Origin of the sequence: Paenarthrobacter sp. A20 (assembly GCF_024168825.1) — a bacterium.
Taxonomy (GTDB): domain Bacteria; phylum Actinomycetota; class Actinomycetes; order Actinomycetales; family Micrococcaceae; genus Arthrobacter.
In genome coordinates this window covers 1,432,917-1,455,510 of record NZ_JALJWH010000001.1, presented here as the reverse complement: position 1 = coordinate 1,455,510, position 22,594 = coordinate 1,432,917, and the positions used below count along the sequence as shown (strand labels likewise).

17 protein-coding genes are annotated in these 22,594 nt (G+C 63.3%); 8 read left to right on the top strand and 9 right to left on the bottom strand.

What is annotated here, in order from left to right; genetic code table 11:
- Positions 1-3: 3 nt before the first annotated feature.
- From mmsB to J3D46_RS07025, 5 genes are all read right to left on the bottom strand, one after another.
- Positions 4-945: a 3-hydroxyisobutyrate dehydrogenase gene (mmsB, locus tag J3D46_RS07045; protein ID WP_231338884.1), complete on the bottom strand. Its 942-nt coding sequence runs from the start codon at positions 943-945 to the stop codon at positions 4-6.
- Positions 946-956: 11 nt separating this feature from the next.
- Positions 957-2,021, bottom strand: coding sequence for an enoyl-CoA hydratase/isomerase family protein (locus tag J3D46_RS07040; RefSeq protein ID WP_253465962.1), 1,065 nt, complete (start codon positions 2,019-2,021; stop codon positions 957-959).
- Complete coding sequence (locus tag J3D46_RS07035; RefSeq protein ID WP_231338916.1) at positions 2,021-3,520, bottom strand: CoA-acylating methylmalonate-semialdehyde dehydrogenase; 1,500 nt, start codon at positions 3,518-3,520, stop codon at positions 2,021-2,023. The genes J3D46_RS07040 and J3D46_RS07035 overlap by 1 nt, the downstream gene beginning before the upstream one ends.
- Positions 3,521-3,672: 152 nt before the next feature.
- Complete coding sequence (locus tag J3D46_RS07030) at positions 3,673-5,079, bottom strand: deoxyribodipyrimidine photo-lyase (RefSeq protein WP_253465959.1); 1,407 nt, start codon at positions 5,077-5,079, stop codon at positions 3,673-3,675.
- Between the two features lie 95 nt (positions 5,080-5,174).
- Positions 5,175-5,516, bottom strand: a complete 342-nt coding sequence (locus J3D46_RS07025; RefSeq protein ID WP_231338881.1) for a hypothetical protein — start codon at positions 5,514-5,516, stop codon at positions 5,175-5,177.
- Positions 5,517-5,811: 295 nt separating this feature from the next.
- On the opposite strand from J3D46_RS07025, the gene J3D46_RS07020 reads away from it, so the two are divergent.
- Complete coding sequence (locus J3D46_RS07020) at positions 5,812-7,965, top strand: glycogen debranching N-terminal domain-containing protein (RefSeq protein WP_253465957.1); 2,154 nt, start codon at positions 5,812-5,814, stop codon at positions 7,963-7,965.
- A gap of 8 nt (positions 7,966-7,973) precedes the next feature.
- Here J3D46_RS07020 and J3D46_RS07015 read toward each other — a convergent pair whose 3' ends face one another.
- Both J3D46_RS07015 and J3D46_RS07010 read right to left on the bottom strand, forming a co-directional pair.
- Positions 7,974-9,389: a ferredoxin reductase gene (locus J3D46_RS07015; protein ID WP_253465954.1), complete on the bottom strand. Its 1,416-nt coding sequence runs from the start codon at positions 9,387-9,389 to the stop codon at positions 7,974-7,976.
- Positions 9,386-10,687, bottom strand: a complete 1,302-nt coding sequence (locus tag J3D46_RS07010; RefSeq protein ID WP_231338878.1) for an SRPBCC family protein — start codon at positions 10,685-10,687, stop codon at positions 9,386-9,388. Before J3D46_RS07010 ends, J3D46_RS07015 begins: the two co-directional genes overlap by 4 nt.
- A 162-nt stretch (positions 10,688-10,849) precedes the next feature.
- On the opposite strand from J3D46_RS07010, the gene J3D46_RS07005 reads away from it, so the two are divergent.
- Positions 10,850-11,782 (top strand): LysR family transcriptional regulator, encoded by a 933-nt coding sequence (locus tag J3D46_RS07005; protein WP_231338877.1) that lies wholly within the window; start codon positions 10,850-10,852, stop codon positions 11,780-11,782.
- A gap of 231 nt (positions 11,783-12,013) precedes the next feature.
- On the opposite strand, the gene pdxS is transcribed toward J3D46_RS07005, so the two are convergent.
- Both pdxS and J3D46_RS06995 read right to left on the bottom strand, forming a co-directional pair.
- The gene (gene pdxS, locus J3D46_RS07000) at positions 12,014-12,928 is read right to left on the bottom strand and encodes a pyridoxal 5'-phosphate synthase lyase subunit PdxS (RefSeq protein WP_308102696.1); all 915 of its coding nucleotides are present in this window, start codon (positions 12,926-12,928) and stop codon (positions 12,014-12,016) included.
- 149 nt (positions 12,929-13,077) lie between these two features.
- The gene (locus J3D46_RS06995; protein WP_231338876.1) at positions 13,078-13,758 is read right to left on the bottom strand and encodes a GntR family transcriptional regulator; all 681 of its coding nucleotides are present in this window, start codon (positions 13,756-13,758) and stop codon (positions 13,078-13,080) included.
- Between the two features lie 121 nt (positions 13,759-13,879).
- On the opposite strand from J3D46_RS06995, the gene purU reads away from it, so the two are divergent.
- The 6 genes from purU to fdhA all read left to right on the top strand — a co-directional run bounded on the left by purU (position 13,880) and on the right by fdhA (position 22,562).
- Positions 13,880-14,794, top strand: coding sequence for a formyltetrahydrofolate deformylase (purU, locus tag J3D46_RS06990; protein ID WP_231338875.1), 915 nt, complete (start codon positions 13,880-13,882; stop codon positions 14,792-14,794).
- A gap of 56 nt (positions 14,795-14,850) precedes the next feature.
- The gene (locus tag J3D46_RS06985) at positions 14,851-17,343 is read left to right on the top strand and encodes an FAD-dependent oxidoreductase (protein WP_253465952.1); all 2,493 of its coding nucleotides are present in this window, start codon (positions 14,851-14,853) and stop codon (positions 17,341-17,343) included.
- Between the two features lie 3 nt (positions 17,344-17,346).
- Entirely contained in the window at positions 17,347-17,973 is a 627-nt protein-coding gene (locus tag J3D46_RS06980) for a cyclodeaminase/cyclohydrolase family protein (RefSeq protein ID WP_231338873.1), read from the top strand.
- Positions 17,970-18,854: a bifunctional 5,10-methylenetetrahydrofolate dehydrogenase/5,10-methenyltetrahydrofolate cyclohydrolase gene (locus J3D46_RS06975; protein ID WP_253465949.1), complete on the top strand. Its 885-nt coding sequence runs from the start codon at positions 17,970-17,972 to the stop codon at positions 18,852-18,854. Before J3D46_RS06980 ends, J3D46_RS06975 begins: the two co-directional genes overlap by 4 nt.
- Positions 18,855-18,864: 10 nt before the next feature.
- A complete protein-coding gene (locus J3D46_RS06970; protein ID WP_253465946.1) occupies positions 18,865-21,183 on the top strand; it encodes an FdhF/YdeP family oxidoreductase in 2,319 nt (772 codons plus the stop codon).
- A 161-nt stretch (positions 21,184-21,344) separates the two neighbouring features.
- Complete coding sequence (gene fdhA, locus J3D46_RS06965) at positions 21,345-22,562, top strand: formaldehyde dehydrogenase, glutathione-independent (protein WP_026005570.1); 1,218 nt, start codon at positions 21,345-21,347, stop codon at positions 22,560-22,562.
- Positions 22,563-22,594: the final 32 nt, after the last annotated feature.

The window sequence follows — 22,594 nt, the reverse complement described above, 5'->3', positions numbered from 1 at the left end:
CTTTCACACGGACTTGTCGCGGATCTCCGTAATGATGCCGGAGAAGTCCCTGCCGGCACCCTCGCCGGCGGCAAAAGCATCGTAAATACGCGATGCCAGCGGTCCCATCTCTGCCGCAACACCTGTGCTTTCCAACGCGTTCAGTGCCAGGCGCAGGTCCTTGGCCATCAACGCACCGGCAAACCCCGGCTGGTAATCGCGGTTGGCGGGGCTGGTGGGCACAGGTCCCGGAACGGGACAGTTGGTGGTCAGTGCCCAGCATTGTCCGGACGCGTTGGAGGCGACGTCGAACAACGCCTGGTGCGTGAGGCCCAGCTTCTCGCCGAGGACAAAAGCCTCCGCAACAGCGATCATGGACACGCCCAGAATCATGTTGTTGCAGACCTTGGCGGCCTGCCCTGCACCATGGTCACCACAGTGGACGATCCTCTTGCCCATGAGTTCCAGGATCGGTTTCACGGTCTCGAAATCCTCCGGCAATGCACCCACCATGAACGTCAGGGTGCCCGCTTCGGCACCCACCACGCCGCCGGAAACCGGGGCGTCCACGGAGCGGTGCCCGGCTTCCAGTGCAACGGCAGCCGCTTCGCGCGCTTCGTCCACGTTGATGGTTGAGCAGTCCAGAAACAGGGTGTTCGGCTTCGCAACGGAAAGGAGCCCAGGACCGTCCACGCCCCGGTAGGCGTCCAGCACGTGCTTGCCGCTGGGGAGCATGGTCAACACCACCGCCGCTTCCGCTGCGGCCTCATGTGCCGTGGACGCCATGGGAATCCCGTGGGCCAGCGCTGCCTCGACAGCCGCAGGGACTGGGTCATAGCCGATGACTTCGTGCCCCGCTCTGATCAGGTTCGCCGCCATGGGTCCGCCCATGTGGCCGAGGCCGAGGAAAGCGATGAGTCCTGTTGAGGGGGCTTGGATATCTGACGTGGCTGCGTTCTCTGTCATGCTCGTCTCCTTCAATTCGACTGGACTGGACTGGCTGAAAGCCCCAGCTCGCGTTCTCCAAGCGGCGCGAAGTAGCCCTCGACGTCGGACGTGCGGACGTCAGCGAGCGTCGGCGGCTTCCATTGCGGATTCCTGTCCTTGTCCACCACCTGCGCGCGGATGCCTTCACGGAAGTCCGGACCTGCAAGGCAACGAAGCCCTACCCGGTACTCCTGGTCCAGCGCTTCCTCGAGCGAGAGCCCCCGGACCCGGCGCAGGGATGCCAAAGCGACTTTCACCGACGTTGGCGATTTCGCCTCGATCGTGTCCGCAACGGCAGCCGCTTCAGCCCCCGCCGAGCGCAGGCCCCGCACGATCTCCTCGGCATCGTCGTACGCGTACGCGGCGTCGATCCACCCGCGTTGGGCCGCCAGGGCCGAGTCCGGCGCGGCTTGGGCGAAGCGCTCGACGGCGGCTTCCGCCGTCGAGGTTTCCAGCGCTTCCGCCAACGCGGGCAGGCTTTCGGACGGCACAAAGTGGTCCGCGAGGCCCAGGAACAGGGCATCGGCGCCGGCCAGATGGGCACCCGTCAGGGCAGCGTGGGTTCCCGTCTCCCCCGGCGAGCGTGACAGCAGGAGCGTGCCGCCGACGTCGGGCACGAATCCAATGGTGGTTTCGGGCATTCCGGTGCGTGTCCGTTCGGTGACGACACGCAAGGAACCGTGCGCCGAGATGCCGACACCACCGCCCAGCACCAGGCCGTCCATGAAGGCCACATACGGTTTGGGATAGTGCGAGATCAGGGCGTTCAGCCGGTACTCGTCGGCCCAGAACTCCGCTGTTTCTGTTCCACTGTGGAGCATGTCCTTATAGATGGCCACGATGTCCCCGCCCGCGCACAGGCCGCGGTCGCCGGTGCCGCGCACCAAAACTGTGGCGACGGCGTCGTCGTCCGCCCAGTCCGCCAACTGCCCGAGCATGGCTTTCACCATTCCCGCGTTGAGCGCGTTGACGGCCTTGGGTCGGTTCAGGGTCACGATGCCCAAATGGCCCCGGCGCTCAAAGAGAACCTCGTCTTCTGTCTCCAATGCCCCCATTAGCTGCCTGCCGGCATCACGAAGCTGGCGCCCTGTCGGATGCCGGAGGGCCACCGTGATGTCACGGTCTTGGTCTTGGTGTAGAAGCGGAAGGCGTCGGCGCCGTGCTGGTTGAGGTCGCCGAAGCCGGACGCCTTCCAACCACCGAACGTGTAGTACGCGATCGGGACGGGGATAGGCACGTTGATGCCCACCATGCCTACCTCCACGCGGCTGGCGAAGTCCCGGGCGGAGTCGCCGTCGCGGGTGAAAATTGCGACGCCGTTGCCAAACTCGTGCTCGCTGCAGAGCCTGAGCGCTTCGTCATAGTCAGCCGCGCGCAGCACGCTGAGGACAGGGCCGAAGATCTCTTCCTTATAGATCTTCATGTCCTTGGTGACATTGTCGAAGAGCGTAGGACCAACCCAGAAACCGCCGTCGTAGCCGTCCACGGTGAGGCCGCGGCCATCAGTAACCAGCGTTGCGCCTTCATCCACGCCGGATTGGATGTACCCCTCGATCCGTTCCTTGGCTGAAGCAGCCACTACGGGTCCGAAGTCCGAGTCCTTGTCCAGGCTGTGGCCCACCCTCAGGTCCTTGACGCGCTCGGTCAGCTTGGCCACCAAGGCATCGGCGGTTTCCTGGCCCACCGGCACGGCCACCGAGATCGCCATGCAGCGCTCGCCCGCCGAACCATACCCAGCACCAATCAGGGCGTCGGCGGCCATGTCCAGGTCGGCGTCGGGCATGATCACCATGTGGTTCTTCGCGCCGCCAAAGCACTGCGCGCGCTTGCCGTGCGCGGCTGCTGTGGCGTAGATGTACTGGGCGATCGGTGTGGAGCCCACGAAGCCGATTGCCTTGACGCGCGGATCTTCAAGCAACGCGTCCACGGCTTCCTTGTCGCCGTTGATCACGTTGAAGACGCCGTTCGGAACCCCGGCTTCGCTGTACAGCTCGGCCAGGCGCAGGGGAACCGACGGGTCCCGTTCGGAGGGCTTGAGGATGAACGCATTTCCGGCGGCGAGCGCGGGGCCCGACTTCCACAGCGGGATCATGGCCGGGAAGTTGAAGGGCGTGATGCCCGCGACGACGCCCAAGGGCTGGCGGAGTGAGTGGACGTCAATGCCCTGCCCCGCGTTGTCCGAGAACTCTCCCTTGAGCAGGTGTGGTGCCCCTGCGGAGAACTCGACTACCTCGATGCCGCGCTGGATGTCGCCCTTGGCATCGGCGAACGTCTTGCCGTGCTCGGAGGACAGGAGCTTGGCGAGCTCGTCCATGTTGTCGTTGACCAGGTCCACGAACTTGAGCAGGATGCGTCCACGGCGCTGCGGGTTCATGGCCGCCCATTCGAGCTGGCCCTTCTCCGCATTTGCGACGGCGTTGCGGACCTCGTCCGCGCTGGCCAGCGGAAGCCGGGCCTGGACTTCGCCGGTGCAGGGATCGTAGACATCGCTGAACCGACCGGACGTGCCGTCAATCCTTTGGCCGTCTACGTAGTGTGAAAGCTCGCGCACCATGGTGGAATGCTCCTTTGCATCGTGAATGACTGCCATGCCGCCGGGTGCTGGGACCGCTGCGGGGAACACGTGACCAACTGTGATCCAGGTCATCTCTGAACCCGAATATACTCGGACTTCCTACTAATTTCCAGAGGGGTGTCCTGGGACGCCTAATGGACCTCTTTCATCCCCTTGTACGCCTCCAGCGCTTCCGCCCGGGTGGTCTTGAGGTCCACGATCTCCTCCGGGTAGCCGGGTGTGCCGAACTCCGGAATCCAATGGGCAATGTATTTTCCCTGGGGATCGAACTTAATGCGCTGGGCCTCCGGGTTGAAGATCCTGAAGAACGGCGACGCATCGGCCCCGGACCCTGCCACCCACTGCCAGTTGGCGGGGTTCGACGCCGGATCAGCGTCCACCAGGGTGTCCCAGAACCACTGCTCGCCGAGCTGCCAGTGGATGCCAAGGTTCTTCACCAGGAAGCTCGCGGCAACCATGCGGACACGGTTGTGCATCCACCCCGTATGCCAGAGCTGCCGTTGTCCGGCGTCCACCATGGGGAAGCCGGTGCGGCCTTGCTGCCATGCGCGGAGCTCCTCCGGCGCACTTTCGTGGCCGGGGTGTTTACCGTCGCCACCACTGCTTCCGTCTCCAGCAACCCCGGGCCACGCCCAGGGGAAGCGATCGAACTCAGGGCGAAGGTTAGCCGTTGCGAGCCCAGGGTTGTGGAAGTACTGGTGCCAGCAGAATTCACGCCAGCCCAGCTCGGAAGCGTAAATCGAAGCGCTGTCCGACCTTTTGGAACCCAGGGCATGCCACACCTCAAACGGGCTCAGCTCACCCCAGCGCAGGTAAGGCGAGAGGCAACTGCTGCCATCGGTGTCCGGACGGTTCCGCCCCTCGCTGTAATTGGAAAGCCCCTTCTCCACGAACCCGGCAAGGCGCTGGTGCCCGGCAGCAGCCCCCGGCGTCCACATGTCGGCCAATCCGCCGGACCAGTCCGGGTCGGTGGGCAAGAGATGCCAGGAGTCCAGTTCGTCGTACCCCGGCAGTTCGCCGGCATACCCATGGCCCTTTGCGGGCACAGCCAACGGCTCGCGGAAATCCTGTGCAGACACGGTCCGCCAGAAAGGAGTGAAGACCTTGTATTGCCCGCCCGTTTTCGTGGCCACATTCCATGGCTCGTGGAGCAGGGACGCTTGAAAACTCGCCACATGCAGTCCTGCGTCACCCGCCCAGGCCTTGATTCCGGCGTCGACCGTCCGCTCAGCCGAGCCGTACCGGCGGTTCCAGTAAAGCGCGCCGGCGCCAACCGCCGTCGTCGTCTTCCGGACCACGTCAGAGGCCGCTCCGCGGCGGAGCAGCAGCGGTATGCCCAGCTTGTCCAGCTCATCACGGAGCGCCGTCAGCGAGTGGTGGAGCCACCACCGTGCGGCACCGCCGTGGGCGCGGATGCCTGGCGATTCTTCGTCGAGGACGAATAAGGCAACGGCTTCACCGTCGTCGACGGCGGCACGCAGGGCCGGGTTGTCGGCGACCCGCAGGTCGTCGCGAAACCAAACGATGGACGGTTTCATTAATTCCTTTCAGCGGGCACCCCCGGAAATGGGAACAGCCCATGCCCCCTTATGAATCCTAGGGGCATGGGCTGAACGCTCGCTGTTGAATAAGGCTAGGCGATGGATGGAACAGCTTCCTCGACGATCTCGGAAAGTGCGGGAGCATCGGCCCCCGTTGCATCCCACACGGGAACGCTGTTTACCACGTAGTCCCTGGCTGCAGGGCCTACCATGCTCAATCCTGCATAGATCCTGCGGCCGTTTTCCTTGATGGACCTCAGACCCTCACGGACAAGGGCCGTTTTGAAAGCGGAGTCTGGAATGGGAATTTTTCGTCCAAGAACGCACCAACTGATGTACAGGCCATAGAAAGTGTCAAAATCCAAGCCGTTCTCGGTGTCGTCCTCAAACACCACGCAGTCGCGAATAAAGCTGCCTATTTGGGTGTCGGTCATTACGGGGCCTCCGGCGTCGGAAGAAAATACGGGCCGCCGGGCTGCATCAGCGAATGTCCTGTTCCCCCACTATAGACCCCCCGTACCGCGGAGTAACCGGAAAACAGATTAACTCTGGGTTTCGAAGAGGTGCTGTCCCGCGCCGAAACCGGCGCCACACCGGGCCGTGGCAACCGATGCGCGGGCTCTGGCGCCATCCCCGAGTTCGGCGTAGCTTCAGATACAGCCACACACCCCGGAATCCTGCGTCCCCCAGCGGAGCGGGCAATCAGGGCGTGATGATTGGAGGCAAGCCGTGGCTGGATGGAACGCAGACACCGCAGCCGGCCCACTGGGCTCCGGCACCGTAACCCTCGTGGAAGGCTCTACTTTCTGCATCTCTGCAGCCAACGGAGACATCAGGCCTGACCTGCCGCAGGGCCTGTTCCACTTGGACACACGCATCTTGTCCCGCTGGGAGCTGACCATCAACGGCCAGACCGTCGAACCCCTGGCGGCAGAAACCAAAGAGCCGTACCGGGCCCTGTTCGCAGGCCGTGTGCCGCGCTCAGGCGGCTACGCCGACAGTCCCCTGCTCGTAGAACGGCTCCGTGAAGTAGGGGCCGGCATGCTTGAGGAAATCACTATCCGGAACTACTCCAAAGAACCGGCTGAGTGCAGCATCACGCTGGCGGTCGAAGCGGACTTCGCGGATCTCTTTGAAGTGAAGGAAGCCCGGATCACCCGCGAATGGAAGGAAACGCGTCGTTTGGAAGGTGATTCGCTGGAAATCCGCGGGCTGTGGGAGGGGCTGAAGAAGGGCGTGATGATCAGGGCCGAAGGCGCCGGCGCCGGAGCCAAGGCCTTGGGTTTCAGGACGAGCATTCCGCCCTATGGGCAATGGAGTACACGTATCAGCGCGATGCCCACCCTTGACGGGTCGGCAGCTCCCTTCACCCATCCCGGCCGGGGCGAGATGTCCCCCAGTGATCGGCGGAGGCAGGAATGGGTGGGCAAGATCCCGGTGATGCAAATAGGCAACCGGTCCATCGAAAAGACCCTCCGCAGGAGTTACGAGGACTTGGGTGCCCTCCGCATTCAGGATCCGGCGCACCCGGACAGGGTGGTGGTGGCCGCAGGAGCGCCATGGTTCATGACGTTGTTCGGCCGGGACTCCCTCTGGGCGTCAGAGATGGCACTTCCCGTGGATCCATCCCTGGCGTTGGGCACGCTGCGCACCCTGGCTGACCGCCAAGGAAGCGAGGTGAACACCGCTACGGAGGAAGAACCCGGCAAGATCCTGCATGAGGTGAGGCTGGACGTCTCCAGCAGCCTGGCCCTCGGCGGCAAGTCCGCCTACTACGGCAGCGTCGACGCCACTCCCCTTTTTGTCGCTGTCCTGGGTTCGGTCAGCCGTTGGGGCTTCGCCAAGGACGTGATTTCCGAGCTCCTCCCCAACGCGGATCGCGCGCTCGAGTGGATCAGGGACTATGGCGACCGGGATGGCGACGGCTTCGTGGAGTACGGGCGTCCCAACGAGCACGGCCTCATCAACCAGGGCTGGAAAGATTCCTGGGACGGTATCAACTTTGCCGATGGCACCATCGCTGAGCCACCGTTGGCCCTGTGCGAAGTCCAGGCCTACGTACATGGCGCCTACATGGCGCGCGCTTGGATGGCTTACGACGACGGCGACCACACCTTGGCAGCCGAGCTTCGGGAACGCGCGGATCGCCTGAAAAAGAAGTTCAACGAGGACTTCTGGCTCCCGGACAAGGGCTATTACGCGGTGGCCTTGGATAAGGACAAGCGCCCTGTCGACGCCTGCGCGTCAAATATGGGGCACTGCCTGTGGTTTGGCTTGGTGGACGAAGACAAGGCTCCCCGTGTGGTGGAGCGGCTGATGTCTCCGGAAATGTTCAGCGGTTGGGGAGTCCGCACCCTGGCCAGCGACATGGGCGCCTACAACCCGGCCAGCTACCACAATGGCTCGGTCTGGCCGCATGACAATGCGCTGATAGCGGCAGGCTTGCTCCGCTACGGATTCGTGGAGGAAGCGCAGCGCATCGCCACTGCCCTGCTTGAAGCAGCCGAGTTCTCCGGCGGCAGGCTCCCCGAACTGTTCTGCGGGTTTGCGCGCGAACAGTTCAGGGAGCCCGTGCCGTACCCCACGGCATGTTCCCCACAGGCCTGGGCTGCCGCTACTCCCATCCAGCTCATCACCGGACTCATGCGCTACGACGCCCACATTTCCTTGGGCGGCGTCTGGCTGGATCCCGTATTGCCCGAGTCCTACGGTGACCTGCACATCAGCAACGCCCCCATGGGAAGCGGGCGCATCACCATCGACGTGGTCGGTTCTTCCTCCCGGGTTGAGGGGCTTCCGGAAGGTTTGACGCTCCACCGTGCCCAACGGCCGTGGATCACGGAGCTCGTGGAACGGGCAGAGCTGCGGCGTACTGAGCCCTGAGCCCTGAGCTAAGCGTCGATCACCATGTCAGTGAGCGCCGTTGAGCAGCAGGGCAGGAACTTTCCAGCGTCGATTTCGCGTGCCCGGATGCCGCCCTGGTGGTTCATCTCGACGTCACCGGAAAGCTTGACGATCTTGCAGGAGCCACACATGCCCTCTTTGCAGTTGGCGCCGATCCTGACGCCGGCACGCTGGGCCGGGCCCAGGATGTGCTCGGACGGGTCCACGCGCACATTGATGCCGGTGCGCATGAAGGACAGGGTGAGGCTCCCCGTTCCCACTGTCTCAAAGCTCGAAGCATCGGGAGTTGAGACCTCCGCTCCCGCATCCGCACCGCCGTCGAAAGCTTCGGGACCGGTCAGGTCCGGCTCCGCGGATTCCAGCTCCAGGCCGGTCGCCTGCAAGGTTCCCTCGGCGTCGTAGCCTGGCTCGTAGAGCCCAAACGCAGCGGGCTGGCTTTCGTAGTAATCCTCGGCGGATTCCGCTATTTCCTCGGCGATCTCCTCCGCGATGTCCGCCGCATGCGCAAGCTCCGCCTGGTATTCAAGGATGGTCTGGCGGTCTCCGGTGAAGAACTCCATGTGGATGGAGGTGTCGTCCACGCCCACCTTCCCCAGGAGCTCAGTGGCGGTGTTCAGGTAGCCCTCGGGACCACACGCATAGACCTGCCGTCCGTTGGCATCCGGAGCCACCTCATCCAGCATGGCCGCCGTGAGCCTTCCACTCAGCCCTTCCCAGTCCGCGGGTTTGGCTCGGTTGCCCAGGGAGTAGAAGACCTTGATGCGCGAGTCCACGGAGGCGATGTAGGCGAGTTCCTTGTTGAAGGCAAAGCCCTCGTCCGCCGCCCCGTGATAAAGCACCACCACATCGGCCTGTCCAGGGAGGGAATGGATGGTCCGAACCATGGACATGATGGGGGTGATGCCGGCCCCGGCAGCCAGCAGGAGGTACCGTGCCCGCCGGTCGACGTCGGGCAGGTGGAAGGCCCCCACGGGCCCCAGCATCTCCAAAACGGTGCCGGGTTTGATGTTCTGGTGCACCCACGGTGAAACCAGGCCCGTCGGATCGCGTTTAACAGTGATGTCGAAGGTCCACGGCCTGGTGGGGGCGCTGGACAGCGAGTAGCTGCGGTCCGCCGGGTCCTGGTCTTCCCCGTTCACAGGGAAGGCCACGTTCACGTACTGGCCGGCTCGGAACGCCAGGGGTGCACCATCGGAGCGACGGAACACGAAGGTCATCATGCCGCCCACTTCGGCAACAATCTCCACGCATTCGGCCGTAAACTCCTGCGGATGCCAGGGGCCCAACGCACGGGCTGCGCTGGCGGGTCCCTCGCTGCTTCCCATCACCCTGTTCCACGGCATTTCAAGGCCGCGAATGCGATGTGGCTCCTGGACCAGCGTCTCAGTGAGGAGTTCGGTCATGCCAAGTGCTCCTGGACGCGCTGTACGTACCAGTTGATGAAGGCCTCCACCTGGTACTCGCTCTTCATGTACGGGCCGGGCTCGTAGGCAGGGCTGCCGGCACCGGTCTGGCACAGCTCCACGAATGCCTTGTCCTGCAGGTTGGTCTGCTTCCAGGTGTAGGTGAGCTTCTCCAGGTCGTAGTCCACGCCTTCCACGGCGTCATCCGCTACCAGCCAGGTGGTGCGGACCAAGGACTGGTGCTCGTTGACGGGGAAGACGCCGAACGTGATGACGTGGTCGCTTTGGAAGTGGAACCAGCTGTTGGGCTGCAGGTGCATGGAGCAGCGGCCAAGGCGGAAGTCCGGCAAGTCACCGAGCAGCTTCTTGGAGAGCCTGCGCCCATCGGCCGAGAACGATTCGCCCTCGCCGTCGAGGGATTCGCGTGAAATACGGATTCCGGCGATGCGGGTGTCCAGCTCCTCCACCACTTCGTAGGGAAGGCCATAGCGGCGGCAACGCTCCTCGAGCGAGGACTGTGCCTCCTTGTTGCGGTCCCACACTTCTTCGAGGTGGGCGGGGATCAGGCCCTCCGTCAGGCCCCAGGTGGGGAAGAGGGAACAGGCGAGCTCCGGGTGTCCGTCGCAGTGGTAGCACTCACGGTTGTTCTCCATGACGAGCTTCCAGTTGCCCTCCTCAATGATGTTCTGCTGGTAGGCGACTTTCGTCTTCGACAGATCGTGGGGCGCGAGGTACGGCTCAAAGATCTTTGAGGTTTCGTCGAAGTCGGCTGGTGGCTCGTCGGCAATGCAGACGAAGATGAGTCCGGCCACCACACGGCTGTGGGCGCGCTTGAGGCCGAAGCAGCCTTTGTCGAACTTCGTCTCCCCTGGCGCCGAGGCGTGGATCAGGTTGCCTTCCGGAGAGTACGTCCACGAGTGGTAGCCGCACACCAGGTTTCCTGTGGACCCGGCAGCCTCGGTCAGGACGCGGGCGCCACGGTGACGGCAGACGTTATGCAGGACGTTCACGCCGCCGTCGTCATTGCGCAGCACGATCAGGGAGTAGGGCCCGTAGTCCACCGTGATGTAGTCGCCTGGCTCCGGCAGCTCGGCGACGCTGCCGGCAAAGATCCAGTGCTGGCCAAAAATGGCTTCCATGTCGATCTTGAAGATCGTGGCATCGGTGTAGAAGGGCGCATCGAGGGAAAATCCCTTGCGCCGGAACTCGAACAACGCGCTGATCTCCGCCAGCTGCTCTGCAGGCAAAGATGAGGCGAGTTTTCCGCGTGAGTTGAGGGGCAAGACTGGAGCAGACATATGTTTTCCTCCCGGGAGGCGTGGGTCAGAGTGTGTTTCGTGGGGAGCACCGCTGCGTTGGGGGCGGGCGGCGTGGTCGAAAACCTTATAGTCATGAGATTAGGGACGATTGAACCGCAACAAAAGCGCAAGATTCAGAAGATAACCGTGCACAATAGGTGCATGATCGATGCGAGGCTCATCACACTTCGGGTGTTTGCCCGGTGCGGCACCATTGGCGCAACCGCGGAGCTCACCGGCTACTCCCCGTCCGCTGTTTCCGCACAGCTGCGGGAGCTCCAGCGCATGCTGGGAATGCAGTTGCTGACCAAGGACGGCCGGGGCGTTCGGCTGACCGCCACGGGCCGTTTTCTCGTGGAGGGCTCGGACACCCTCATTGCCGAGTGGGAAAGCCTGCGCGCGGCAGCCATGGAGGCGGGCGATCAGGTGCAGTCCCGTTTTGGCCTCGGCGGATTCTCGACGGCGGCCGCGCAGCTGCTCGCCCCGCTGGCCGCCACCCTCCGCACCACGCGCCCACTAGTGGAGGTGCAGGTACTCGAGGCCAACCCGGCCCGCTGCTTCGACCTGCTGGTGGCAGAACGAATTGATCTTGCGGTCATCGTCGCCATGCAGTCCGACACCTACGTGGAAGACGATCCTCGCTTCGAACAGACGGTCCTGCTCGACGATCCCCTGGACGTGATCATTCCGGCTGACCATCCCTTGGCCTCGCGGGAAACGGTGACGCTGGAAGAGCTCGCGTCTGAACCATGGATCACCGAAGCCGCCGGCTCCACCTACCACGCCCTTTTCACAGCGGCGTTCACGGCCGTCGGGGTGACGCCGCGGATTGCCCATGAGGCCGTTGAGTGGGAAACCCAGATCGCCTTCGTCGGAGCGGGGCTGGGCGTGGGTCTGCTGCCGCGGTTGGCACCCTTGCATAGCACCGAAAACGTGGTTCGGCTTCGTATCAGCGGCAAAGGCAGGCCCTCACGCCGCATCGTCGCTGCGGTTCGCAGGGGCAGCATCGCCTCGCCCCTCATCCAGGAGTCGCTCGCCATCCTGCAGGAGAGCGCTCATCGGATCCTCACGGCCCGCCCAGAGGATGACCGCTAAAAGTCCGGAGTAACAGCCGCTCAGGCCCAGACCTGGTAGCCCGTCGACTTATCGAACAACTTCCTGGTGGAGAGTCCCTCACTAACAAACAAACACTCCCACAACGGAGCGGTGAGCGCTGATCCGGCAGCGTGCGTAAAAGGGTCCCCGCCCCGGCCCGCCAGCAAAATGGCGGCAGCGAGAGCGGGGAATAGCACGCAGAGGATCAGGGCACGCCGGGGGCAACGGAACCTACCAGCCGCGTTCTGCGAGGCGGTGGGGCTGCGGGATGTCGTCGACGTTGATGCCCACCATGGCTTCGCCGAGGCCGCGGGAGACCTTGGCGATGACGTCAGGATCGTCATAGTAGGCGGTGGCGTTGACGACTGCGGCGGCGCGCTCTGCCGGGTTGCCGGACTTGAAGATCCCCGAGCCAACGAACACACCGTCAGCGCCGAGCTGCATCATCATCGCAGCATCAGCCGGAGTGGCGATGCCGCCGGCGGTAAACAACACCACGGGAAGCTTGCCGGTCGCGGCAACTTCCTTGACCAGCTCGTACGGGGCCTGCAACTCCTTGGCCGCAACGTAGAGCTCGTCCTCGGGAAGTGCTGCGAGCTTGGCGATCTCCGAACGGATCTTGCGCATGTGCCCGGTCGCGTTGGAAACATCACCGGTACCGGCTTCACCCTTGGACCGGATCATCGCCGCACCCTCGTTGATGCGGCGCAAAGCCTCACCAAGGTTGGTGGCACCACACACGAACGGGACAGTGAAGTTCCACTTGTCGATGTGGTTGATGTAATCCGCCGGGGTCAGGACCTCGGACTCGTCGATGTAGTCAACACCGAGGGACTGCAGGACCTGGGCTTCGACGAAGTGGCCGATGCGGGCCTTGGCCATGACCGGGATGGACACGGCGGCGATGATCGCATCGATCATGTCCGGATCCGACATGCGGGACACGCCACCCTGGGCGCGGATATCGGCCGGGACACGCTCGAGCGCCATGACAGCGACGGCACCGGCGTCTTCGGCGATGCGGGCCTGCTCGACGTTAACGACGTCCATGATGACGCCGCCCTTGAGCATCTCCGCCATGCCCCGCTTAACGCGGCTGCTGCCCGTCAACGGTATGTTTTCAAAAAGGAGGGGTCTTGTAGGCACGTGATACTCCAAGGGCTGAAGGCTGTGATTGCATCACAAGCGCCCGGACGCAGGCTGGAAGAGCTACTGATATCCGGGTGATATATTAGATGGAATCTTCAGTATGCAATCACGGAAGCGCGGAGTCAACAGGGGTTTTAGCGCTGGAACTAAGCCGCGAAAAGCGCCTGGCGCACGGCCTGCTCGAAGCCGCTGACGTGGACACGGGCCAACTCGGCAGCCTGATCCTCATCACCGTCAATGACCGCCCTGAGCAAGTCCAGGTGTTCACGCACGTGGTGCTCAAGATCGGGCAAGCGATCCAAAACCATGCACCAGATCCGGGTTGCCAGATTGTCGTAGCGAATCAGGATGTCTTCGAGGTGCGGGTTCGCCGCCGCTGCATAGATTCCACGGTGAACGCTGGCGTCAAGCCGTAGGGTTTCAACCACCGAGGCGGCGTCAACGTCAAAGTCCTCCACTGCGCGCATCACTTCGCGCAGGTGCTCCTTGGTGGCAGCGGAAGCAACCCGCGCCGCCCTGGCAGCGGCAAGGGGTTCCAGCTGTGCCCGAATTTCGGAGATAAAGGCGAGGTCGGTTACTTCAACGCGGGTGGCAAACGTCCCCCGCCTCGAATACGTAATGACCAGGCGATCCAGCTCCAGGCGTTTCAGTGCTTCACGCACCGGCGTCCGGCCGATCTCCAGGTCCTTGGCGAGCTGATCGTCGTTAAGGAGGTCGCCGGGTTTGATATCCAACATCAGGAGTCGATCCCGGAGGCGTTCATAGGCGATGTCGGCCAAGGACTTCTTCGTGTCCTCGCCGGCTAATGCCAAAGTTCCAAAAGCCACAGCGCCATCCCCTTCTTCACAACCAAAAAAAGCTATTGACCTGCCTGAGTCACCAGTATACGCTGAATCCCAATCCTAATATATCAGTTCAGGACCCAAGAATATATCTAAAGGAGGCGACATGACCCTCATGGCGACAGACTCACCGGTAAGCACCCTGCCGAAGCCCGAATTGCTCAAAGAAGAGCAAGCACAGAAGTTCGTACTCACATTGTCGTGCGTCGAACGCGCCGGAATCGTTCAGGCAGTAACCACCTTCCTGTTTGACCGCGGCTTCAACATCGAAGAACACCAGCAGTTCGACGACGGCCTCCGCCAGACGCTGCACCTGCGGACCGCTTTCTCGGGCCCGCTGTCCTACTCACCGGAGCGGCTTGAAGAGGAATTCAGCGCGATTGCCGACCGTTTCGAGATGAAGTTCAGCTTCCACGACCAAACCAAGAAACGCGTCCTGGTAATGGTGTCCAAGTTCGGGCACTGCCTGAACGATCTCATCTTCCGCTGGCGGGGTGGCAGCCTTGGCGGCGACCTCGTAGTGGTTGCTTCCAACCACGAAACCCACCGGGCCATGGCTGAAGCCGCAGGCTTGCCTTTCGTCTACCTACCCGTCACCCCGGATACCAAGGCAGAGGCCGAGCAGAAGCTTTTGGACCTGGTGGAGGAGTACAACGTGGACCTCGTTGTGCTGGCACGCTACATGCAGGTGCTTTCGGACGATTTGTGCCGCGCCCTCGAAGGACGTGCCATCAACATCCACCACTCGTTCCTGCCGGGATTCAAGGGCGCCCGCCCTTACCACCAGGCCTATGACCGCGGCGTGAAACTGGTGGGTGCCACTGCCCACTACGTCACTGCGGACCTGGACGAGGGACCGATCATCGAGCAGGAAGTCATCCGCGTCGATCACAGCTACGGCCCCACCACCCTCTCAACCGTGGGCCAGGACGCCGAAGCCCTGGCATTGTCCCGCGCTGTCAGGTGGCACTGCGAACACCGCGTGCTGCTGGACCAGACCAGCACAGTGGTTTTCCGCTAGACACCGCACTAGAACACCAGCAGACTCACCCCTTTAACTTCAGCAGGAGAACCCCCATGGCATCCACGCCTCGCATTGTCATCATCGGAGCTGGGATTGTTGGCACCAACCTCGCCGACGAACTGGTCACCCGCGGTTGGAACAACATCACCGTCCTGGACCAAGGACCCCTGAATATGCCCGGTGGCTCCACGTCCCACGCACCGGGCCTGGTGTTCCAGACCAACCCCTCCAAGTCCATGGCGCTCTTCGCCAAGTACACGGTGGAAAAGCTCCTATCCCTCACCGAGGACGGCCAGAGCTGCTTCAACCAAGTGGGCGGCCTTGAAGTTGCCACGAATGAGACGCGCCTGGCTGACCTGAAGCGCAAGCTCGGCTACGCACAATCGTGGGGCATCGACGGCAAGATCCTCACCCGCGAGGAATGCAAGGAGCTCTACCCCCTGATCAATGAGGAAGACATCCTGGGTGGCCTTCACGTCCCCACCGATGGCCTGGCGCTTGCCGCCCGCGCCGTGCAGTTGCTGATCAAGCGCACCGAAGCTGCCGGCGTGAAGTACATCGGCAACACCGAGGTCACCGGAATTGAGCAGTCAAACCGCCGCGTGACCGGCGTCGAAACCGCCGATGGCGTCATCCCCGCAGATATCGTGGTTTCCTGCGCCGGATTCTGGGGCGCCAAGGTGGGCGAGTTGATCGGGATGTCCGTTCCGCTCCTCCCACTGGCACACCAGTACGTCAAGACCACCCCGGTTCCCGCCCAGAAGGGCAAGAACGAGCTGCCCAACGGCGCCCAGCTGCCCATCCTGCGCCACCAGGACCAGGACCTCTACTACCGCGAGCACGGCGACCGTTACGGCATCGGCTCGTACGCGCACCGCCCCATGCCCGTGGACCTCGATGAGCTGGGAAGCTACGAGCCCAGCAGCATCAGCGAACACAACATGCCCTCCCGCCTGGACTTCACCCTGGAAGACTTCCTCCCCGCGTGGGAGGCAACCAAGCAGATCCTGCCGGCACTGCGGGAAAGCGAAATTGAGGATGGCTTCAACGGCATCTTCTCCTTCACCCCGGACGGCGGCTCGCTGGTGGGCGAGTCCAAGGAAGTGGACGGATTCTTCGTTGCTGAAGCCGTGTGGGTCACCCACTCCGCCGGCATCGCCCGAGCCGTGGCGGAGCTGCTCACCACCGGCAAGTCGCAGATCGACCTCGGCGACTGCGATATCCACCGCTTCGAGGAGGTCCAGCTGACCCCCGAATACGTCAGCGAAACTTCCCAGCAGAACTTCGTGGAAATCTACGACGTCATGCACCCCCTCCAGCCCAAGCTTTCCCCCCGCAACCTTCGCGTCAGCCCTTTCCATGCCCGCCACAAGCAACTGGGTGGATACTTCCTGGAAGGCGCCGGGTGGGAACGCCCTTACTGGTTCGAAGCCAACGCTGAGCTGCTCAAGGAGATGCCGGACGACTGGCAGCCGCCGGCCCGCGATGCTTGGTCCGGAATGTTCAGCTCCCCCATCGCCGCCGCCGAAGCGTGGAAGACCCGTACCGCGGTCGCCATGTACGACATGACGCCGCTCAAGCGCCTTGAAGTATCCGGTCCCGGCGCCCTGAAGTTGCTCCAGGAACTGACCACTGGAGACCTGGCCAAGAAGCCGGGTGCAGTCACCTACACCCTCCTCCTGGACGAAGCCGGCGGCGTCCGAAGCGACATCACGGTGGCCCGCCTGAGCGAAGACACGTTCCAGCTCGGCGCCAACGGCAACATCGACACCGCCTACTTCGAGCGGGCAGCCCGGCACCAAACCGAGAACGGCAGCGCCGGCGACTGGGTCCAGGTCCGCGACACCACCGGTGGCACCTGCTGCATTGGCCTGTGGGGTCCCCTCGCCCGTGACCTCATCAGCACGGTCAGCAGCGATGACTTCACCAACGACGGCCTGAAGTACTTCCGTGCCAAGAAGGTCACCATCGGCGGCGTTACCGTCACCGCAATGCGCCTGTCCTACGTGGGTGAACTCGGATGGGAGCTCTACACCAGCGCGGACAACGGGCAGCGCCTCTGGGACGCCCTGTGGAAGGCCGGACAACCGTTCGGCGTCATCGCCGCAGGCCGCGCAGCCTTCAGCGCGCTGAGGCTCGAAAAGGGCTACCGTTCCTGGGGCACGGACATGACCACTGAGCATGATCCTTACGAAGCGGGCCTTGGTTTCGCGGTGAAGATGACCAAGGAGAACTTCGTCGGCAAGGCCGCTTTGGAGGGGCGCAGCGAGGAAAGCTCCAAGCGCCGCCTGCGCTGCTTGACGGTCGACGACGGCAGGAGCCTGGTGCTGGGCAAGGAACCGGTGTTCTACAAGGACCAGGCGGTGGGTTACGTCACGAGTGCCGCTTACGGCTACTCGGTCCGCAAACCGATTGCTTACGCGTACCTACCCGCTGCAGTATCAATCGGCGACTCCGTGGAAATCGAGTACTTCGGCCGCCGCATCCAGGCGACCGTGACCCAGGACCCGCTGTACGACCCCACCATGAGCCGGCTCCGGGGCTAATCAATGATCAGCTCAGAAACCATCAACGACTACCTCTCCAGGCTTGCCTCACGTCAGCCCACTCCCGGCGGAGGCGCAGCCGCAGCCTTGCATGCCGCCCAGGGCGCTGCCTTGGTCGCCATGGTCGCCAGGTACACCACCGGTGCAAAATATGAGGAACATGCCGCACTTGTCAGCCGGATCACCAGCGCCGCCGACCACCTGATCGTCGAGGCGTTGCGCCTTGCGGACGCCGACGAACACGCTTTCCAGTCCGTCATCGATTCCTACAAGCTCCCCTCGGAAACCGACGAGCTCAAGGCAGTTAAGACAACAGCCATCCAAGACGCCTTGGTCCAGGCTGCCCATACTCCGGCCCAGCTCATCAAGGTTGCCGGTGAGGTGGTGGACCTCGCCACCGAACTCTTTGACGTGGCCAACCCCAACGTCATCAGCGACGTCGCAGCTGCCGCCGATGCAGCCCGCGCAGCCGCCACAACCGCCCGCGTCAACATCGATATCAACGTCGTCGCCATCAAGGACTTCGATGCCCGCTCCGTCCTGGCCGGGCAGACCAACGGCATCGAGGACAAGGTAGTCCTGGCGGCCGATTCCCTGGCGAAGCGTGTCCGCGAAAGGATCCTTGCGTGAACACCGAAATACTCTCCGGCAGGGTGCTCGCTGGCCTCATCCAGCAACAGGCACAGGACGGCGCGCGCATTCTCGAAAACGATGGACTTCGCCCGGCGTTGGCTGTTGTCGTCGCCACGGACGACGAATCAACGCACTGGTACGTGCGGTCCATCGAACGCGCCGCCGGACGCGCCGGCGTCGGATGCAGGATCGTCGACCTCGGCCACGATGCCAGCGAACAAGCGCTGGCTGGTGTCCTGGAGGACCTCAGCGCTGAACCATCCGTACATGGCATTATTCTCCAGACGCCACTGCCCAACGGCGTCAGGGCTGACGGCTTGGTGGGGCTCATAACTCCGGAAAAGGACATCGACGGCGCCAATCCCCTCAGCCTCGGCCGCTTGGCTGTCGGTCAGCCCGCCTTCGCACCCGCCACTGCACGCGCCGTCGTGGAACTGCTGGACCACTTCCACATCCCCGTCGCAGGACGGAACGTGGCCGTCGTCGGGCGTTCCGCCGTGGTGGGCAAGCCGCTGTCCCTGCTCCTGCTCGAACGGGACGCGACCGTCACCATCTGCCACTCAAAATCGGGACCGCTGGAGCGCTATACCCAGCCAGCCGACGTCGTGGTTGTTGCTGCCGGCCGGACGGGGCTGCTGAAGGGCAGCCACCTCTCGCCGGAGACAGTAGTGATCGACGTCGGCACGAATGTCCTGCGCGATGGTTCCCTGGTGGGGGACGTTGACGAAGCCAGCGTCACCGGCGTCGCGGCCGGCCTGAGTCCGGTTCCGGGGGGCGTAGGCTCAGTGACCACCGCGCTTTTGTTGCTGCACACGGTCGAAGCCGCCCGGCAGCAGTCCCGCAGCGGGTTGCTGGCCGCTTCCACTTCCCGGATCTGAAGGGTCTCCCATGCATTCCAAAGCTCCGCGCGAGAACATCGACGAGTCAAAGCTGACCGTCAGCAAGCCCAAGACCAAGGCTGTCGGCATCCCGGCCGTTGCCAACGCGTTGAAAATTTCGCTGGAACAGATGGGACCGCTTCGCAGTGTCCAGACCCTGCTGGCAGTGAACCAGCTGGACGGGTTCGACTGCATGGGCTGCGCCTGGCCCGAACATGAAAAGCGCAATGCAGCGGAATTCTGCGAGAACGGGGCCAAGGCAGTGGCCGAGGAAGCCACCCGTCGCCGTGTCACGCCGGAGTTCTTCGCCAAGCATTCCATTGCCGAGCTCAAGACCCGCGATGACTTCTGGCTGGGTCAACAGGGCAGGCTCACGCACCCGATGTACCTGGACGAAGGTGCGACGCACTACAAACCCATCGACTGGGACGACGCTTATGACCTCATGGCCGAGGAGCTGCGGGGCATGGAACACCCTGACGAAGCGGTCTTCTACACCTCCGGCCGGACCTCCAATGAGGCCGCGTTCGTGTACCAGCTTTTGGTGCGCGGCCTGGGCACCAACAACCTCCCGGACTGCTCCAACATGTGCCACGAATCCTCCGGCTCCGCGCTGGTGGAAACCATTGGCATCGGCAAGGGCTCTGTCAGCCTGACGGACCTGGAAACGGCGTCGCTGATCTTCGTGGCCGGCCAGAACCCCGGCACCAACCACCCGCGCATGCTCAGTGCCTTGGAAAAGGCGAAGAAGAACGGCGCGATCATCGTGTCCGTCAACCCCCTTCCCGAAGCCGGGCTCCTGCACTTCGAAAACCCACAGCATGTGGCCGGCATGATTCAAGGGACCCAGCTGACGGACGACTTCCTGCAGATCCGGGCCGGCGGGGACCAAGCCCTGTTCCAGGGCCTCGGCAAGTACCTGCTGGAGGCCGAAGCTGCGGGACGGAACACCCCGGGCCTGGGCACTGTGCTGGACCATGAATTCATCGACAACCACACCGTGGGTATCGACGACTACCTGCGGTTCCTGGAGAAGGTGGAGTGGGATGACATCGTGGAGGCAACCGGCCTGACCTTGGATCAGATCCATTCGACGGGTGAGCGGCTGCTCGCATCCAATGCCACCATCGTGTGCTGGGCCATGGGACTGACACAGCACAAGCATTCTGTCCCTACCCTGCGCGATGTGGTCAACGTCCTGCTGCTCCAGGGCAACATCGGCAAGCCCGGAGCCGGCGTATGCCCCGTGCGCGGCCACTCGAATGTCCAAGGCGACCGCACCATGGGCATCTTCGAGAAAATGCCTTCGACGTTCCACGACCGGCTGGACCAGGAATTCGAGTTCCGCTCTCCCCGGGAGCACGGCTATGACACCGTGGCAGCCATCCGCGCCATGCAGGACGGGAAAGTCCGCTTCTTCATGGGCATGGGTGGCAACTTCGTCAGGGCAGCCCCGGATTCGGACGTAACTGAACTGGCGCTGGCCAACACCCGGCTGAGTGTCCAGATCTCCACCAAACTGAACCACTCGCACCTGTCCACCGGACGCCGGGCGCTGATCCTGCCCACACTCGGCCGCACCGAGAAAGATACCCAGCGCACCGGCGATCAACGCGTCACCGTGGAGGACTCCATGAGCGCCGTCCATGCCTCACGGGGACGGCTCAAGCCCGCCAGCGACCACCTCCACTCAGAAGTGGCGATCGTCTGCAATCTGGCCCACAGGCTCTTTACTGATGGGAATGCCCGCCTGCCCAACACACCGCAGGCGTCGTGGCTGGCCATGCGGGACGATTACACCCTGATCCGCAAACACATCGAAGCCGTGTTCGACGGATTTGAGGACTTCGAAGCGCGGATCCAACATCCGGGCGGCTTCGTGCTGCCACACCCGCCACGCGATGCCAGGAAGTTCGACACCGCCTCCGGGAAAGCGCACTTCACAGGCAACGCCCTGGAGTTCATCAAGATCCCGCCTGGCCGGCTGGTCCTCCAAACCCTGCGCTCCCACGACCAGTACAACACCACCATCTATGGCAAGGACGACCGCTACCGTGGCATCCATGGCGGCCGGCGCGTAGTCCTCGTGAACGCGGAGGACATCAGCGGGCTCGGCTTTGCCGACGGGGACATGGTCCACCTGATCTCCGAGTTCGAGGGAACCGACAGACGGGCCGAGAACTTCCGCATCGTGTCCTATTCGACGCCGAAGGGTTGCGCGGCCGCGTACTACCCCGAAACCAACGTCCTTGTGCCCCTCGATTCCGTAGCGGATACCAGCGGAACGCCCACCTCAAAGTCGGTGATCATCCGGCTGGAAAAGGCATAGATCCATAACAAGATTCCCACCCGTCTAATTTTCCACGTGTCCAATGGTCCGTGAATGGTGCTTCGGTGCCTGAAACCTGGGGAGGTATTTCCTCATCGAAGCACCGCTTTCGGATCATTGGGCAGCACTTTGCAGCAACAGCCAAAGAATAGGGAGTGACCATGTCAGGAAACAGAGCAGTCGCCTACAAGGAACCCGGTGTCGTTGAAATCATCGACACTGACTACCCAACGTTTGAGCTCAAGGACGGACCGGGCGTCAACCCGGCAAACGTCGGGCGGAAGGTGCCGCATGGCGCGATCCTCCGGACGGTAACCACCAACATCTGCGGTTCGGACCAGCACATGGTCCGGGGCCGCACCACAGCTCCGCAGGACCTGGTCCTCGGCCACGAAATCACCGGCGAAGTGGTGGAGGTTGGCCCCGACGTCGAGTTCATCAAGGTGGGCGACATCGTCTCGGTACCGTTCAACATCTCCTGTGGCCGCTGCCGCAACTGCAAGGAGCAAAAGACCGGCATCTGCCTCAACGTCAACCCTGACCGCCCGGGCAGCGCCTACGGCTACGTGGACATGGGAGGCTGGGTGGGCGGACAGGCCGAGTTTGTGCTGGTTCCCTACGCCGACTGGAACCTTCTGCGTTTCCCGGACCGCGATCAGGCACTGGAAAAGATCATGGACTTGACCATGCTCTCGGACATCTTCCCCACCGGCTTCCACGGCGCCGTCACCGCCGGCGTGGGCGTCGGATCCACGGTTTACGTCGCAGGTGCCGGGCCCGTGGGCCTTGCTGCCGCCGTGGGCGCGCAACTGCTGGGCGCCGCCGTCGTGATTGTGGGCGACATGAACGAGGACCGGCTGGCGCAGGCGCGCTCCTTCGGCTGCGAAACCGTCAACGTGTCCAACGGCGATCCCAAGGAACAGATCGCACAGATCCTTGGCGTTCCGGAAGTGGATTGCGGCGTGGACGCAGTTGGCTTCGAAGCCCGCGGTCACGGCAAGGATGCCTCACATGAGGCTCCGGCCACTGTATTGAACTCCCTCATGGACATCACTGCCGCCGGCGGATCCCTGGGTATCCCGGGGCTCTACGTCACCGGCGACCCGGGTGGAATCGACGACGCCGCCAAGCACGGCTCCCTCTCGCTGTCCCTTGGTACCGGCTGGGCCAAGTCCTTGTCCTTCACCACTGGCCAGTGCCCGGTCATGAAGTACAACCGTCAGTTGATGATGGCCATCCTGCATGACAAGGTCCAGATCGCCAAGGCAGTCAACGCCCAAGCGATCCCGCTCGAGGACGCTCCCCGAGGCTACGCCGAATTCGACGCCGGAGCGGCAACAAAGTTCGTGCTGAACCCCAACGGCTACGTGAAGGCGTAGTACGAACAAATTCAGTACGCACCAACGGATAC